Origin of the sequence: Streptomyces sp. NPDC060027 (assembly GCF_042737005.1) — a bacterium.
Taxonomy (GTDB): Bacteria; Actinomycetota; Actinomycetes; order Streptomycetales; family Streptomycetaceae; genus Streptomyces.
This window is the reverse complement of sequence record NZ_JBHWVI010000030.1, coordinates 1-13,392: the sequence shown is the minus strand read 5'-3', so window position 1 is coordinate 13,392 and position 13,392 is coordinate 1. Positions and strand designations below refer to the sequence as shown.

At 70.8% G+C, this 13,392-nt stretch carries 19 protein-coding genes, 2 pseudogenes and 1 riboswitch; of the genes and pseudogenes, 8 read left to right on the top strand and 13 right to left on the bottom strand.

From position 1 onward, the window contains the following. Window positions 1-60: 60 nt before the first annotated feature. From ACFWBT_RS10725 to ACFWBT_RS10710, 4 genes are all read right to left on the bottom strand, one after another. Window positions 61-1,197 carry an FAD-dependent oxidoreductase gene (locus tag ACFWBT_RS10725; protein ID WP_385698068.1) on the bottom strand — a complete coding sequence of 379 codons (1,137 nt, stop codon included), beginning with the start codon at window positions 1,195-1,197 and terminating at the stop codon, window positions 61-63. A gap of 84 nt (window positions 1,198-1,281) precedes the next feature. Beyond that, on the bottom strand, window positions 1,282-2,259 hold the full coding sequence (locus ACFWBT_RS10720; protein WP_385698066.1) for a hypothetical protein: 978 nt from the start codon (window positions 2,257-2,259) through the stop codon (window positions 1,282-1,284). Then, on the bottom strand, window positions 2,241-2,453 hold the full coding sequence (locus ACFWBT_RS10715; protein WP_385698064.1) for a hypothetical protein: 213 nt from the start codon (window positions 2,451-2,453) through the stop codon (window positions 2,241-2,243). Before ACFWBT_RS10715 ends, ACFWBT_RS10720 begins: the two co-directional genes overlap by 19 nt. 238 nt (window positions 2,454-2,691) lie before the next feature. Beyond that, window positions 2,692-3,540 carry a LysR family transcriptional regulator gene (locus ACFWBT_RS10710; RefSeq protein ID WP_385698062.1) on the bottom strand — a complete coding sequence of 283 codons (849 nt, stop codon included), beginning with the start codon at window positions 3,538-3,540 and terminating at the stop codon, window positions 2,692-2,694. Between the two features lie 104 nt (window positions 3,541-3,644). Here ACFWBT_RS10710 and ACFWBT_RS10705 point away from each other — a divergent pair, with 104 nt between their 5' ends. Continuing rightward, entirely contained in the window at window positions 3,645-4,388 is a 744-nt protein-coding gene (locus tag ACFWBT_RS10705) for an SDR family oxidoreductase (protein ID WP_385698060.1), read from the top strand. A 118-nt stretch (window positions 4,389-4,506) separates the two neighbouring features. Beyond that, window positions 4,507-4,728: a hypothetical protein gene (locus tag ACFWBT_RS10700; protein WP_385698058.1), complete on the top strand. Its 222-nt coding sequence runs from the start codon at window positions 4,507-4,509 to the stop codon at window positions 4,726-4,728. A 45-nt stretch (window positions 4,729-4,773) separates the two neighbouring features. Here ACFWBT_RS10700 and ACFWBT_RS10695 read toward each other — a convergent pair whose 3' ends face one another. Then, a complete protein-coding gene (locus ACFWBT_RS10695) occupies window positions 4,774-5,067 on the bottom strand; it encodes a DUF1330 domain-containing protein (protein WP_385698057.1) in 294 nt (97 codons plus the stop codon). Window positions 5,068-5,103: 36 nt separating this feature from the next. On the opposite strand from ACFWBT_RS10695, the gene ACFWBT_RS10690 reads away from it, so the two are divergent. Beyond that, window positions 5,104-5,235: a hypothetical protein gene (locus ACFWBT_RS10690; protein ID WP_385698056.1), complete on the top strand. Its 132-nt coding sequence runs from the start codon at window positions 5,104-5,106 to the stop codon at window positions 5,233-5,235. On the opposite strand, the gene ACFWBT_RS10685 is transcribed toward ACFWBT_RS10690, so the two are convergent. The 4 genes and pseudogenes from ACFWBT_RS10685 to ACFWBT_RS10670 all read right to left on the bottom strand — a co-directional run bounded on the left by ACFWBT_RS10685 (window position 5,180) and on the right by ACFWBT_RS10670 (window position 7,408). Then, the gene (locus tag ACFWBT_RS10685; protein ID WP_385698127.1) at window positions 5,180-5,584 is read right to left on the bottom strand and encodes an MFS transporter; all 405 of its coding nucleotides are present in this window, start codon (window positions 5,582-5,584) and stop codon (window positions 5,180-5,182) included. The genes ACFWBT_RS10690 and ACFWBT_RS10685 overlap by 56 nt on opposite strands. A gap of 164 nt (window positions 5,585-5,748) precedes the next feature. Continuing rightward, a pseudogene (locus tag ACFWBT_RS10680) lies at window positions 5,749-6,582 on the bottom strand (MFS transporter); the annotation flags it as partial. 77 nt (window positions 6,583-6,659) lie between these two features. Further along, on the bottom strand, window positions 6,660-7,118 hold the full coding sequence (locus ACFWBT_RS10675; RefSeq protein WP_229876805.1) for a MarR family winged helix-turn-helix transcriptional regulator: 459 nt from the start codon (window positions 7,116-7,118) through the stop codon (window positions 6,660-6,662). Window positions 7,119-7,189: 71 nt separating this feature from the next. Continuing rightward, window positions 7,190-7,408 carry a hypothetical protein gene (locus tag ACFWBT_RS10670; RefSeq protein WP_385698134.1) on the bottom strand — a complete coding sequence of 73 codons (219 nt, stop codon included), beginning with the start codon at window positions 7,406-7,408 and terminating at the stop codon, window positions 7,190-7,192. On the opposite strand from ACFWBT_RS10670, the pseudogene ACFWBT_RS10665 reads away from it, so the two are divergent. Beyond that, window positions 7,376-7,567, top strand: a pseudogene (locus ACFWBT_RS10665) (transposase family protein); the annotation flags it as partial. The gene ACFWBT_RS10670 and the pseudogene ACFWBT_RS10665 sit on opposite strands and share 33 nt — an antisense overlap. Before the next feature lie 83 nt (window positions 7,568-7,650). Here the strand turns inward: ACFWBT_RS10665 and ACFWBT_RS10660 are convergent. Both ACFWBT_RS10660 and ACFWBT_RS10655 read right to left on the bottom strand, forming a co-directional pair. Continuing rightward, on the bottom strand, window positions 7,651-8,841 hold the full coding sequence (locus tag ACFWBT_RS10660) for an acyl-CoA dehydrogenase family protein (RefSeq protein WP_385698054.1): 1,191 nt from the start codon (window positions 8,839-8,841) through the stop codon (window positions 7,651-7,653). Between the two features lie 208 nt (window positions 8,842-9,049). Next, a complete protein-coding gene (locus ACFWBT_RS10655; protein ID WP_385698053.1) occupies window positions 9,050-9,271 on the bottom strand; it encodes a CbtB-domain containing protein in 222 nt (73 codons plus the stop codon). 62 nt (window positions 9,272-9,333) lie between these two features. Then, window positions 9,334-9,424, bottom strand: a riboswitch (cobalamin riboswitch). Window positions 9,425-9,592: 168 nt separating this feature from the next. On the opposite strand from ACFWBT_RS10655, the gene ACFWBT_RS10650 reads away from it, so the two are divergent. Then, a complete protein-coding gene (locus ACFWBT_RS10650) occupies window positions 9,593-10,168 on the top strand; it encodes a histidine phosphatase family protein (RefSeq protein ID WP_385698051.1) in 576 nt (191 codons plus the stop codon). Between the two features lie 32 nt (window positions 10,169-10,200). Here the strand turns inward: ACFWBT_RS10650 and ACFWBT_RS10645 are convergent, their stop codons facing one another. Together ACFWBT_RS10645 and ACFWBT_RS10640 are read right to left on the bottom strand one after the other, a co-directional pair. Then, window positions 10,201-10,575 (bottom strand): ferredoxin, encoded by a 375-nt coding sequence (locus tag ACFWBT_RS10645; protein ID WP_385698049.1) that lies wholly within the window; start codon window positions 10,573-10,575, stop codon window positions 10,201-10,203. A gap of 51 nt (window positions 10,576-10,626) precedes the next feature. Next, on the bottom strand, window positions 10,627-11,019 hold the full coding sequence (locus tag ACFWBT_RS10640) for a nuclear transport factor 2 family protein (protein WP_266755525.1): 393 nt from the start codon (window positions 11,017-11,019) through the stop codon (window positions 10,627-10,629). A gap of 82 nt (window positions 11,020-11,101) precedes the next feature. Between ACFWBT_RS10640 and ACFWBT_RS10635 the strand changes: the two genes are divergently transcribed. The 3 genes from ACFWBT_RS10635 (at window position 11,102) to ACFWBT_RS10625 (ending at window position 13,302) form a co-directional block, all read left to right on the top strand. Next, window positions 11,102-11,665, top strand: a complete 564-nt coding sequence (locus tag ACFWBT_RS10635; RefSeq protein ID WP_385698046.1) for a PadR family transcriptional regulator — start codon at window positions 11,102-11,104, stop codon at window positions 11,663-11,665. A 217-nt stretch (window positions 11,666-11,882) separates the two neighbouring features. After that, the gene (locus tag ACFWBT_RS10630) at window positions 11,883-12,578 is read left to right on the top strand and encodes a type 1 glutamine amidotransferase domain-containing protein (RefSeq protein WP_385698044.1); all 696 of its coding nucleotides are present in this window, start codon (window positions 11,883-11,885) and stop codon (window positions 12,576-12,578) included. A gap of 43 nt (window positions 12,579-12,621) precedes the next feature. After that, window positions 12,622-13,302 carry a TetR/AcrR family transcriptional regulator gene (locus ACFWBT_RS10625; protein ID WP_385698042.1) on the top strand — a complete coding sequence of 227 codons (681 nt, stop codon included), beginning with the start codon at window positions 12,622-12,624 and terminating at the stop codon, window positions 13,300-13,302. Window positions 13,303-13,392 lie beyond the last annotated feature (90 nt).

Genomic DNA, 13,392 nt, shown 5'->3' with positions numbered 1-13,392 from the left:
CGGGTCGCCCGCCCTACGCTGGTGAAACTTGGTGGGGGGTGCCCCTTCTTCGGGGACAGCTCAGTGACTCGTGGGACGCGGGCGTCCGAGCGCGAACCGGCTCGGTCCGGGCTCTCCGCGTACCAGCGCGGCCGCCAGCTCGCCGATGACCGACGCGAACTTGAAGCCGTGCCCGGAGAACCCTCCCAGCACGGTGACCGGGCCCTGCCGGTCGATGACGAAGTCATGGTCGGGGGTGGTGGTGTGCAGGCAGGTCACGGCCTCGGGCGCGGTGTGGTCCACGCCGGGGAGCCAGCGCTCGGCGTACGCCGCCAGCTGTTGCAGGATCGCGGCGTCCGGGGTGCGGTCGCGCCGGTCGGGATCGACGACCGGGCCGACGCCGTGGAAGCCCGCCTTGACGCCGTCGGTGCTGCCGAGTCCGTACACCCCGTCCGCGGTGAGGCCGTCCATGGGCAGCGCGGCGCCAGGGTGGTGAATGTAGCTGGGCCAGGTGAGCGCGTCCGCCGCGGGGAAGTGCGCGGGCTGCTCCTGGGTAACACGCAGCACCGGTACGCCGCCGACCAGCGGAGCGGTACCGCCGCCCAGCATTCCGGGCGCCCAGCCGCCGACCGCAACCACGACCGCATCGGCGCGCAGTTCCTCCTCCGTGTCCGTGACCACCCGGACCTCGGCGTCGCCGTGCACCGACAGCCCGGTCACCCGGACGCCGTGCCGGACCTCCGCGCCGTGCGCCCGCGCCGCCTGCTGGAAGGCGGTGACCGCCTCGTCGGCGTGCAGGCGTCCGGCCTCCGGGTGGAAGACCGCACCGGTGTCGGCGCGCAGCCCCGGCCAGCGCTCGGCGACCTCCTCCGGGGCCAGCCGCTCGGCAGGGTGTCCGGCGACGGTCAGCGCCTCGTACAGTGCCTCGGTCGTGGCGGCCGGGCCGTGGTCGACGGCTCCGGTGAGGGTGAGCACCTGCCGTCCCGTCTCCTGCTCCAGCCGCCGCCACAGCGGCAGCGACCGCACGGCGAGACCGACGTAGAAGGGGTCCGTGTAGGCCAGCCGGAAGATCCGCGAGGTGCCGTGCGAGCTGCCCCGGTCGTGGCCGGGCGGGAAGCGCTCCAGCAGGGTGACGCGGTCACCCTGGGCAGCAAGCCGCCACGCGGCGGACGAGCCCATGACCCCGCCACCGATGACGACGACTCGACGAGAGGACACGATGCTCGATCCTTTGGTGAACGATCCGGACCGACCGGGCAACCGGACGCCCCGAGGTTTTCCGGTGCGACCTGCAACTTTCTATCAGCCGTCAGCCCGGAGCGAACCGGCCGGGTCGCCGCCGCCCGCCCCCTGTGCCCGTCGACACGCTCGACCGTGCTCCAACTCCCCTTTCCCAGGCTGGTGTGCGAGTGAACCACGGCCATTCGGACCGCAAGGCCCATACGTTGTAGCCAGGGGCTGATGTCGCGGAGATGGACGCCTTGGGCAGCTTTCGGGCCAGTGGAGCAGGGAGTCACCAGGCCCATGTCCGGAGCATCTGCATGTCAACCGGCTCTGTGCGAACAACAGGAGGTCGTCGCCCCCGATCTCGCGGGGCCGGCCGTCCGGTGTCTCCCATTCCGCGATGAACCACGCTCCGTGCCACTCGACCCGCCACACCTTGCCGTGACGGTTCTCGAACTCGACGAAGCTGCCCTCGCCGCCCTCCAGCAGCCGAAGCTCCTCCAGCAGGCGCTTCGGTTCGGTAAGGCCGCGTCCGGGGTTGCCGCTCCGGCCCCGGGTGCGCGTATTGGTGTAGCGCATCTTGAGAAAGGGGAGAGGCTCTCGGTCGAAGTTGTTCATCTTGAGCATGCGGTACCGGGAGACGGCCTCTTCGAGGGTCTCGTCTCCGGAGAACTCGCAGGAATGGGCGGGAAACGTCAGGCGGACGTGCGGAGTGAGGTCGGGATTCTCGACCCGGTAGAAGCCGTGCACCTGCGGCCCCACCCCCGCCACCACGTCGAACCGCCTTCCCCCGGGCGCCGCGAATCCGCCGGCCGTGCCCAGATGGGGATGGCCCGCGAAGATGTCCTCCTCGTGCTCCCGCGCGAACTCCAGTGTGGCGACAGCCAGTTCCTGGTCGTACGAATTTCGGGCACTGAGCTGGAGCAGCCGCCGGCCGTCCGCGGAGAGCGCGCCCGCGAAGTCGATCCCCGGAGCGGGTGACCAGTGCCAGGCGTCCGCCGGGCCGGGAAGCGGCTCCACATTGCGGAAGCCGCTCACTACGGCACGGATGTCCATGATTCCTCCACGATCAGGTGCATGAGTAGCCCTCTCCGACTTCCTGGTCCCTCGCGGTTCCAGTGCTGGACCACCGGGTCCAGATGCTCGTAGGTCACCGTCCGGTTGAAGGGCTTCGGGTTCTCGGCGGTCGGGTCCCAGATCAGCCCGTCGTTGCCGTTGCGCCAGGTGAGCCGATCGCGCGGGACTCTCACATTGAGCCTTTTCCAACCTGCCGATGGTGTTCGCGTGTTGGTGAGCCGCGGCGCGATAGGTGTCACCAAGGCAGGCTTGTTGTCACTTCGCGTCAGAGCCTGGCTGTGCCAGGGGCGCGGTTCCGGCAACGCCGGTGCGGGCCAGTCACCTCGTACCGCACGATGTGTCGGGAGCTGATGGCAGACCGGACGCTGTCCCCGAAATCCAGCACGGTGTCCCGGCGTTCACCGCCGTCGGTCACAGGGCAGTGGCGGCGCGGACCAGCCCCGCGACCGCCGTTGAGCGGCTGTGTGGGGGCCAAGCGATGACCGTGGTGACGTGGGGGGCGTCGGGGACCGGTACGGCGGTGAGGTCCTCGCGCAGGCCGGTGCGGCCCGACTCCGGCACGACCGCGCAGGCGCGGCCGAGGGCGATGAGCTGGGTGAGTTGCGTGTGGTCGCGCACCTGCGGTCCGGGGCCGTCCGGGAAGGTGCCGTCAGGGCGAGGCCAGCGGGGCAGGGGCAGGTCGGGAAGGTCGGTGATCTCGGCGAGCCGCACGTGGGGGCGGGCGCTGAGAGGGTGGCCCGCCGGGAGGATCGCGACCTGACCCTCGGAGTGCAGGTCCTCGGTGTCGAAGCCGGCCGTGTCGTCGAAAGGCCGATGCAGCAGGGCTACGTCGGCCCGGCCGTCGTGCAGCAACCGTGTCTGCTCGCCCGGCCCGCACAGCACGACGTCCACGGCGACGGCGCCGGGCTCGGCGGCGTAGGCGTCGAGGAGTTTCGCCAGCAGTTCACCGGAGGCGCCCGCCTTCGCGGCCAGGACCACGGCGGGGCGGCCGGTCGCCGCGAGGGCGGCCCGGCGGGTCCGTCGTTCGGCGGCCTCGACGGCGTCCAGCGCCGCCCGCGCCTCCCGCAGCAGCACCGCCCCTGCCCCGGTCAGGGCGACGCCCCGGCTGCCGCGCTCCAGCAGGAGGGTGCCCAGGCGCCGTTCGAGCCCGCCGATCGCCCGCGACAGCGGGGGTTGGGCGATCCCGAGCCGCTGCGCGGCCCGGCCGAAGTGCAGCTCTTCGGCGACCGCGACGAAGTACCGCAGCTCACGTGTCTCCACCCCGCCAGCCTAACCGGGACGGCCAGGAGCGATACCCGGGCGGTATCGCCGTCCACCCAGTCGGTCTTGGACGCCCTGCCCGGTTGGGGAGAAGTATCGATGTCATGAGTGAGACGAACACCGTGAACCACCACAAGGTCGCGCTGGTGACCGGGGCCAACAAGGGCATCGGGTACGAGATCGCCGCCGGGCTCGGCGCCCTCGGCTGGTCCGTCGGAATCGGCGCGCGGAACGAGGAGCGGCGCGAGGCCGCTGTGGATAAGCTGCGCGCGGCCGGAGCCGACGCGTTCGGCGTGCCGCTGGATGTGACCGACGACGCCAGCGTGACAGCGGCGGCTCGGTTGATGGAGGAGCGGGCCGGGCGGCTCGACGCGCTCGTCAACAATGCGGGGATCACCGGCGGTGGACCGCAGGAGCCCACCACGGTCGACGTGAACCGGGTACGGGCGGCCGTGGAGACCAACGTGATCGGCGTCATCCGCGTCACCAACGCCCTGCTCCCTCTGCTGCGCCGCTCGCCGTCGCCGCGGATTGTGAACGTCTCCAGCAGCGTCGGCTCCCTCGCACTCCAGACCACGCCTGGCGCCGAGACGGGCCCCATCGCCATCGCCTACGCTCCGTCGAAGACGTTCCTCAACGCCGTCACCGTGCAGTACGCCAAGGAACTCGCCGACACCCACATCCTGATCAACGCCGTCTGCCCCGGCTTCACGGCGACCGACCTCAACGGCTTCCGGGGAGTGCGCACTCCCCAGCAGGGCGCAGCCGCCGCGATCCGGCTGGCCACCGTATCGGCCGACGGGCCGACGGGCCGCTTCTTCGACGACGAGGGAGAGGTGCCCTGGTGACGCGTTCCGGTTCGCGCCACCCCGGGGAGATGGCCGATGTTGTTTCAGCGGTAGGTGTGTCCCTCGCAGGTCATGTCTCATTCCCCGGGTCTGGCGTTGGCGCCGGTGTCCCCCTGGAATGGCCGCCCTTGTCGCTCCCAACATCGCGACCCCGAACCCCTACGCCGCCCTGATGACCCACATCGGCCGCCGGAACCTCGTCGAACGCACCCCCGCCGACATCGAGGCCGACGTCCGTGCCGCCGCGCCGCCGGGAACCGTCGCCGGACTGGACATCACCGCCGATGCCACTGGCCTGACGCTGTTCGCGACGGTGCGGCGCGCTGACGAGCCGGGATGATCCCCGCAGTCGGCTTCGTGTTCGTCGCCGACGCAGCCTCGATCGTCAGTCGAGGCCCTCGATGATGCGGAAGTCGCGCTCGACGCCGTCAGCAAGTGCGGCCAGCGCCTCCTGGTAGGCCGCACTCGCATGTGCGGCGACCGCCTTTTCGAAGCTGTCGAACTCGATCAGGACGGTGCGCTCGGCGATTCCGGCGTCGTGTGCGACGACCCGGCCGCCGCGGGCGAGCAGCCGCCCGCCGGCGGCCTTGACGGCTGGACCAGCCAGCTTGTTGTAGGCAGCCAGCTTCTCGGGGTCCGCAATGGTGCGGTAGGCGCTGACCCAATAGCCCTTGGCCACGGTTACCTCCTGTGTTCGGAATTGATGCTCAGAAGCATGCTCAGATCCATGGCCGGCGCGCTGTGGGTCAGCGAGCCGACGGAGACGGCGTCGAAGTCGGACGGCTTCGATCTCAGCTTTCGGTTCGACTCGAGCGGCCCGGGCCCGGCACACCGACTGGGGCTGTGATCGGATCGGTCTCGGGTGAGCGTCGGCGGGCGAGGGCGAGGCTGGCCATCGTCGTGATCGCCATCGCGGCGACGCCGACCAGCGCCGCGGTCGTGTAGGCGTCGTCGTTCGGGAAGAGGCGGCCCGTGGCGGTGCCGGCGGCCAGGACCAGACCGCCGATGGCGCTGCCCAGGGAGTACCCGACGCTGCGGACGACGTAGTTGAAGCTCATGGCGCTCGACGTCTCGCTCTTGGGGGTGACGGCCAGGATGACGCCGGGCATGGCGGCCGAGAAGCTGCCGACGCCGAAGCCCAGCACGCCCATGGCCGCGAGCAGTTCGGCCAGGTTGGACCGGGCGGTGGCGAACAGGACGAACCCGCCGCCGACGATGGCGGCGCTGCCGGCCAGGAGCAGGGGGCCGTCGATCCGTTCGCGGACCCGCGGCGTGAGCTTGCCGGCGACGAACCCCGCACGGAGAACGGGATGAGGACCAGCCCCGCCACGAAGGTGGTCAGTCCGAAGCCGTAGCCGGCGCTGTGCGGCGTCTGCGCGTAGCGGGTGATGAGCGTGAGCAGGAGGTACATGCCGCTCCCGCCGACGAACATGGCGATGTTCGCCCCGGCGACCGCCGGGTGCCGAACCGCCCGGACGTCGACCAGGGGCGTCTTGGTTCGCAGTTCGGAAACGGTCCAGACGCAGAGCAGGAGTACGGCGGCGACGGCAAGGGTCACCGCCACGGCGAGGTGTCGGCTCCACAGGCTCCTCTCGCCGGCCAGGAACAGGACGAGGAGCAGTCCACCCGCCAGGACGAGCGCACCGGCCACGTTCACGTGAGCGGAGCGGCCTTCGGGAGCTGCGGGCATGGAGCGCCACGCGGTCACGAAGGCGATGGCGGTGACGAGCAGGCCGAGGCCGTAGGCGGCCCGCAGTCCGCCGAACTCGGCGAGCAGCGCGGCCAGCGGGTAGCCGACGCCGGCTCCGATGATGGAGACCACTGAGATCAGGGCGATCGTGGCCGCGCTGCGCTCCTCGGGAAGATGGTCACGGGCCACGCCCATCATCAGCGCCGTGAGACCGAGTCCGACGCCTTGGGCCGCTCTGCCCACGAGCAGCCAGGCGAACGGCAGCGGCAGCACGGTGAGCGCGCTGCCGACGACGACGATCGCCAGCGTGGCGAGAATCGTGGCCCGCCGGTGCGGACCGGCTCCGAGCCGGCCGAGGACGGGTGTGGCGACGGCGCCGCTGAGCAGGGCGATGGTCAGCGTCCACTGCGCGCTGTCGAGGGAGACGTGGAACGTGGTCGCCACGCTGGTGATGAGCGGCGTCCCGAGGCTGGCGACCGCCGCCACGACCAGGGCGATGAACATCAGGGCGGGGACCAGCAGACGTGCCTCGGAACGTAACAGGGCAGTGCTCATGGGCTGGTCATGAGCCTGGGCCGCGGTCACCGGTCCGACTCCTCTCGGGCGTGGCTTTCGAGCTCCGCCAGATGCAGCAGCGCCGGAAGGGCAGCTGCCAAGGCCTCGACCTCGTCACCGGTGAGTTCGTCGATCAACCGCGCGTACGCGTCGACGCCCGCCTGGCGTCGCGTCCGGACGTACGACGCGCCGGCCTCGGTCAGGCACACCAGCGTGACCCGCTTGTCGGACGGATCGCCCTTCCGCTCGACCAGCCCGGATTCCTCCATCACCCGGACCAGGACGGTCATCGCGGGCTGGGTGACGCCCTCGGCCACCGCCAGATCGGTGATCCGTCGCGGGCCGGTCTTGTCCAGGGTGGCCAAGGTGGCGGCGGACGTCAGGCTCATGTCGCGGGGAAGGCGTCTCACGGCCCTGGTGGCCAGACCGTAGAGGGCTGACCCGATGGCATCGGAAGCGCCGTGCGCGGCGTCTCGGCGACTCATGCCTGAAGCATAGCAGGTTTATATGAATCCTTTATGTATCTCCCGAGCAGGGTTCGGCGATACTTCACTTACTACGCGTTCGCGTAAAGATGAACGGCGTCGGTTTTGATCGCCCTGTCGATCCCTTCGGAGGCGGCGTTGGTGACGCCGGTCGTGATCGCGGCGAGGATCTGCGGCCACCACGTGCTGACGTGCGGCAGCGAGTCGCGCACCGCGGCTTTGAACACGGTGCACATGTCGATCGCGACCACCTGGACCCCGGCACTCACGATCTGACGGCCGCCCGGCACCACGGGATCATCGACGCGCTCACCACTGCAGAGCTGAAGTGCTGGGCGGACAAGGCGTATCAGGGGGCCGGCGGTCCCATCCGAGTCCCGTTCCGGGGCCGTCGCCTCAAGCGATGGAAGCGGCGCCACAACACCACCCACGCCAAGATCCGCTGCGTCGGCAGGCTCTCTGTCTGCAGACGGCGGCATGGACACGTTGACGCTCTTGTCGCTGACGACCCCGTTCCTTCAGCTCAACGCGGCTAACGCCGCACCCGGGGCATCCCCAGTCCGATCCACGAGATGATCTCTCGCTGGATCTCGTTGTTCCCGCCGCCGAAGGTGAAGATCACCGCCGACCGGTAGCCGCGTTCGAGTTCGCCGTGCAGGACGGCACCGGCGGAGCCCTCCTTGAGGACACCGGGGGCCGCCACGATCTCCATCAGCCAGGCGTAGGCGTCCCGGCGCGCCTCGGAGCCGTACACCTTGACGGCGGAGGCGTCCTGCGGGGTGAGGGTGCCTTCCTGGACGGCGTTCACCATCCGCCAGTTGAGGAGTTTCATGGCGTCCAGTTTGGTGTGCGTCCGGGCGAGGAGGCGGCGCACCCAGGGCAGGTCGACGACGCGTCGGCCGTCGGCGAGTTTGGTTTCCATCGCCCAGCGCTGGACATCGTGCAGGGCGCGGATGGCCATGGTGCCGTGCGCCGCGAGGGTGACGCGCTCGTGGTTCAGCTGGTTGGTGATCAGCCGCCAGCCCTTGTTCTCCTCGCCGACCCGGCGCGTGACGGGGACCCGGATGTTCTCGTAGTAGCTCGCGGTGGTGTCGTGCGAGGCGAGCGTGTTGATGATGGTGCACGAGTAGCCGGGGTCGGAGGTCGGTACGAGGAGCATGGTGATGCCCTTGTGGGGCGGGGCGTCGGGATCGGTGCGGACGGCGAGCCACACCCAGTCGGCCGTGTCGCCGTTGGTGGTCCAGATCTTCTGGCCGTCGACCGTGTAGTGGCCGGTCTCCTCGTCGCCTTCCCGTACGGCCTTGGTCCGGAGCGCGGCGAGGTCCGTCCCGGCGTCGGGCTCGCTGTAGCCGATCGCGAAGTCGATCTCGCCTGCGAGGATCTTCGGCAGGAAGTACGACTTCTGCTCCTCCGTACCGAACTGCATGATGGTCGGCCCGACGGTGTTGAGCGCCATCAGCGGCAGCGGTACCCCGGCCTGCGCCGCCTCGTCGAAGAAGATGAACTGCTCCATCGGGCTCAGACCTCGCCCGCCGTACTCCTTGGGCCAGCCCACCCCCAGCCAGCCGTCCGCGCCGAGCCGGCGGATCGTCTCGCGGTAGAACCGCTTCTGCGCCGCCGGATCGCCGTAGCGCGCATAGGCGTTGTCCGGTACCAACTCGGCGAAGTAGACCCGCAGTTCGGTGCGCAGCCGCTGCTGCTCCGGCGTGTATTCGAGATGCACGGCGCCTCCTGCCTCCCCGAGCCCGACCTGACGGCGCACACCGTAGAACGTGTTTCAGAAATTGGGAATGCAGATGACGGGGAAGCTCAGCCCGGGAACCCGTCCGCGGTCCGTCCATGGCGCGCCTGAGGCCGGGCGCCGCCGCGGGAGGCGGAGCCCGGCGGGTGCCGGTGCGCGCGTCGGCCCGCCCGCGCGTTCCTCGTGGCCGTCAGTGGCAGGGGAAACCGAGCAGGTGGCGGGCGTCGTGGACCCACTCGTGGACGTTCTCGCCCGACACGAGGGAGGTGGCGCCCTGTTCGGCACCGACGAAGTAGAGCAGGACCAGCATCAGGATGCCGAAGAAGGCCGCCCAGGGGACGATCGCCCCGATCGGCAGCTTGGCGGGAAGGGCGGTGGGGGTGACGGTCGGCTGAGCGACGGACTGCGCCATGGGGCAGAACCTCCTGGGGAACTCGCGTCCCATCTCGGTGGTGCACAGGACGACAGCCACGGGTCTGACTTGGCCCGCCTCGCCGCCCCTGGCCGGAGCGACGCGTGCTGGGCTTACAGTGGCGCGACCGTGCCGGATTTCCACCGGGCTTCCGCCGAACCGTCGTCAATATCCACGCGACCGTACCGCGAAGCCGGGTCCCGGCCAAGGGCGCGCACGCCCCGCACCATGTGCGCCCCGTACGCCGGGAAGCACGGCAACCGCCCTGCCGGATCAGGGATTTACCTCCGGGCACGGTCCAGAACGTATGAGAGTGATGGCATGACGAGCCGAGTGATCTTGATCTCCGCGGCGATCAGCGAGGCGCTGCGCGAGGCCCGCTTCGACGACGGGAGTCCGGTGGACGCCGCGGGCCTGCGGACCGCCCGGACGGCGGCCGCTGCGGGCGCCGTGCCCGCCGGGGGACGGCTGTGGGTCTCCCCCACCCCGCGATGCCGGCAGACCGCGGAGGCTCTCGGGCTCGACGACGGCGTCGACGCACCGGAGTTGGCCGGGCTGGACGTGGGCCGCTGGCGCGGTGCGACCCTGGCCGAGGTGAGCGCGAAGGAGCCGGAGGCGGTGGCCCGGTGGCTCGCCGATCCGGCGTCGGCGCCGCACGACGGGGAGTCCGTGCGGGAGTTCTGCGACCGGGTCGCGGAACGCCTGGAATCGGCCGCGGAGTTCGACGGCCGAACCGTCGCGGTGGTGGAGCCCGAGGTCGTACGGGCCCTGGTGGTACGGGTGCTGGGGGCACCGGAGTCGGCGTTCTGGCGCGTGGACGTGCCGCCGCTCACCGTCACGGAGTTCAGCGGGCGCGCGGGGCGCTGGAACGTCCGCGCGGGACGCCCGCTCGCCTAGCCGACCCGACCCGACTCGGGGGACCTGCGCCCTCAGCGCAGCGTGGCGATGAAGTCCGCGCAGGCCTGGGCGCACGTGCGGCTGGTCTTCGCCGCGACCTCCGCGCCGGGGTGCCTGTCGAAGACGTCGGCGCACTCCAGGCAGACGTCACGGCACCACTCCAACTGGGCGCGGATACGCCGCTCGTTCTGCTCCGGCTGCCCGGACAGGACATGGCAGGTCGCCTCGCACACCTCCGCGCACTGGATGCCCTTGCGCCGTGCGAGGTCCTGTTCCTTCGGCCCGTCGGGGTCCAGGAGGCTCGCGCGCAGCGCGCAGGCCAGCGCGCTGTCGGCGCAGGCCTGGGCGCAGGCGAAGCGATCCTCCAGGAACCGGAAGAGCTCCTGCTGGGAAGTCGTCGTCGTCACAACGGCCGGGTAGCCGCGGGGAGTCGGTTCAAACAGCGCGCGGCAGAGACCTCACGCGCCGGCCGCTTCGCGGGAGATCTGCTCGAACTGCGCTCCCATCGCCTCGGAGAGCGCCTGCGCGGCCGTCAACGGGCGCACCATCACGGTGAATTCGTCGATGCGTCCGTCTTCGTCGAAGTGCAGGAAGTCGCAGCCGTTGATCTCCTTGTCGCCCACCTTGGCGGTGAAGACCAGCGCGTGGTCACGGCCGTCGGCGCCGGCGATCTCGCGGACGTAGCGGAAGTCGGTGAAGACGCGCCAGACGCCGCGCAGGATGGCCGCGGTGATCGCCTTGCCCGGGTAGGGCTTGAAGGCGACAGGGCTGGTGAACACGACGTCGTCGGCCAGCAGCTCCTCGACCGCGCCGAGGTCTCCGGCCTCCACGGCCTTGCGGAAGGAGTTCATCGCACCCACCTCACATACTCAACTAATTGATTAGGTGCGGATCAGATTAGTCGTGCGGGTGCATGCCGTCTAGCCTTGGAGGATGGCATTGCGCAACGCGGTTCTGGCCGCGCTCCTGGAGGGCGAGGCGTCGGGCTACGACCTGGCCAAGGGGTTCGACGCCTCGATGGCCAACTTCTGGATGGCGACCCCGCAGCAGCTGTACCGGGAACTCGACCGCATGGAGTCGGACGGGCTCATCGAGGCCCGGCTCGTGCGGCAGGAACGCCGGCCCAACAAACGGGTCTTCTCCCTGACCGAGGAGGGCCTCGGCACCTTGGCCGCCTTCACCGCCGGTCCCGCGAGGCCCACCGCGATCCGCGACGAGCTGATGGTCAAGGTGTACGCCCTGGACGAGGGGGACGCCGACGCCGTCCGGGCGGCGATCGCCGAGCGGCTGGAGTCGGCGCGCGCCAAGCTGGCGCACTACGACCGGATCGGCGCCCGCCTCCTCGACGGCCGCACCGAGGAGGAGTACCTCGCCGGGGCCGAGCGCGTCGGCCCCTATCTCACTCTCCTGGGGGGACGCGCCTTCGAGCAGGCGATCATCGACTGGGCCGAGCAGGCACTGCGGGTCCTGGAGCGGCGCGCGTCCGTGCCCCGCTAGGCGGTCGCGGGCCCCGGCCACCACCCCGGGCACCGGGTATTCCCGCGGCCCCATCGGATGGCCTATGGCTGCGAGCGGGTTCCCTATTGGTCACCTATGTCCGGCACGCATACGGTCGAAGACATCGCCGCCCTGACGATCCGCGCACAGAACGTCAGGACGTACGACCAAGATCCCTCCCAGGTCCGTCAGGGCCCGACCCTCGGAGAAACGCACCATGTCGAAGATCCTTTTCGTGTTGACCGGCGCCGACCACTGGACGCTCGCCGACGGCACCCTGCACCCGACCGGCTTCTGGGCCGAGGAGGCCGCCGCACCGTACGAGGCCTTCAAGGCGGCCGGCCACGAGGTCGTCGTCGCCACCCCGGGCGGCGTCGTGCCGACCGTGGACCAGGGGAGCCTGGCCCCCGACTACAACGGTGGCCAGGAAGGCGCCGACAAGGTCGCCCGCACCCTCGCGTCCATGACCGAGCTCCAGCAGCCGCTCAAGCTGTCGGAGGTCAACCTCGACGACTACGCGGCCGTCTTCTACCCGGGCGGCCACGGCCCGATGGAGGACCTCTCGGCCGACGCCGACTCCGGCCGGCTGCTCACCCTCGCGCTGGAGTCGGGCAAGCCGCTGGGCGTGGTGTGCCACGGCCCGGCGGCGCTGCTGGCCGCCACCCGGGAGGACGGCTCCAACTCCTTCGCGGGCTACCGGGTCTCGGGCTTCACGAACGTCGAGGAGACCCAGGCCGGTCTCGCCGACAAGGCCAAGTGGCTGCTCCAGGACCGCCTCGTCGAGGTGGGCGTCGACTTCCAGGAGGGCGAGCCGTGGACCCCGAAGGTGGTCGTCGACCGCAACCTCGTCACCGGCCAGAACCCGGCCTCCTCCGCCCCGCTCGCCGTGGAACTGCTGAAGAAGCTGGCCTGAACGATGACACGCCCCGGCCCGCGAAGCCCGGCCGGTCCCCGCGATGCCCGGTGACCGGCTGGACGAGGTCCTCGACGCCGCCTACGCCTGCCTGACCCGGTACGGCGTGCGGCGCACGACGATGGACGACATCGCCACCGCCATGGGGGTGTCCCGGTCGGCGGTCTACCAGTACGTCCACGGCAAGGACGACGCGTTCCGGCGCCTCGCCGGGCGACTGCACGAGCGGGCGCTCGTACGGGCCCGCCGGGCGGCCGGCGCCGAGGACGCCCCGTACGCCGAACGCGTCCGGGGCGTCCTGGCCGCCAAGCTCGACCTGGCGCGCGGTCTGGCCGGGGACTCCCCCCACACGGCCGAACTCCTCGACGAGAAGGCCCGGTTGTTCGGCGACATCTGCCACGCGTTCACCGGTGATCTTCGTCGGCTGCTGATCGCGCTCTTCAGCGCGGCGGACGCGGAGGCCCGGTCACCGGCAGGTGTCGAGCCCGCCGAGGCCGCGGACATCTGTCTCGCGCTGGTGGCCGGGCTGGAGTCGGCGCCCGACGGCGGGCGGCTGCTCGCTCCGGCGGCGGACGCCCTGCTGACGGGGCTGCTGGGCACACCGGCGGATGCGGCCGGCGCACCTGGGGGCTGTCGTCCGGACCACGCCGCGGACGCGGGGTCCGGCGTGCCCGTCCGCGGCGTTGTCCGCGCCCCGCGACCTGATCCGATCGGCAGCCCCTAGTAGTGCTTCGTTACGTTGAGTGATCTCGGCTGAGTGTGGGCAGCTTCCCGGAATGAGGTTGGGGGAAGTGGACCGGCTCCGGGGTGAGTT

Coding starts and splice junctions, on each gene's coding strand:
- ACFWBT_RS10720 (WP_385698066.1), bottom strand. CDS start 2,259: ATGGACATCCGTGCCGTAGTGAGCGGCTTCCGCAATGTGGAGCCGCTT.
- ACFWBT_RS10705 (WP_385698060.1), top strand. CDS start 3,645: ATGAGTGAGACGAACACCGTGAACCACCACAAGGTCGCGCTGGTGACC.
- ACFWBT_RS10700 (WP_385698058.1), top strand. CDS start 4,507: ATGGCCGCCCTTGTCGCTCCCAACATCGCGACCCCGAACCCCTACGCC.
- ACFWBT_RS10690 (WP_385698056.1), top strand. CDS start 5,104: ATGCTCAGATCCATGGCCGGCGCGCTGTGGGTCAGCGAGCCGACGGAG.
- ACFWBT_RS10675 (WP_229876805.1), bottom strand. CDS start 7,118: ATGAGTCGCCGAGACGCCGCGCACGGCGCTTCCGATGCCATCGGGTCA.
- ACFWBT_RS10655 (WP_385698053.1), bottom strand. CDS start 9,271: ATGGCGCAGTCCGTCGCTCAGCCGACCGTCACCCCCACCGCCCTTCCC.
- ACFWBT_RS10650 (WP_385698051.1), top strand. CDS start 9,593: ATGACGAGCCGAGTGATCTTGATCTCCGCGGCGATCAGCGAGGCGCTG.
- ACFWBT_RS10640 (WP_266755525.1), bottom strand. CDS start 11,019: ATGAACTCCTTCCGCAAGGCCGTGGAGGCCGGAGACCTCGGCGCGGTC.
- ACFWBT_RS10635 (WP_385698046.1), top strand. CDS start 11,102: ATGGCATTGCGCAACGCGGTTCTGGCCGCGCTCCTGGAGGGCGAGGCG.
- ACFWBT_RS10630 (WP_385698044.1), top strand. CDS start 11,883: ATGTCGAAGATCCTTTTCGTGTTGACCGGCGCCGACCACTGGACGCTC.
- ACFWBT_RS10625 (WP_385698042.1), top strand. CDS start 12,622: ATGCCCGGTGACCGGCTGGACGAGGTCCTCGACGCCGCCTACGCCTGC.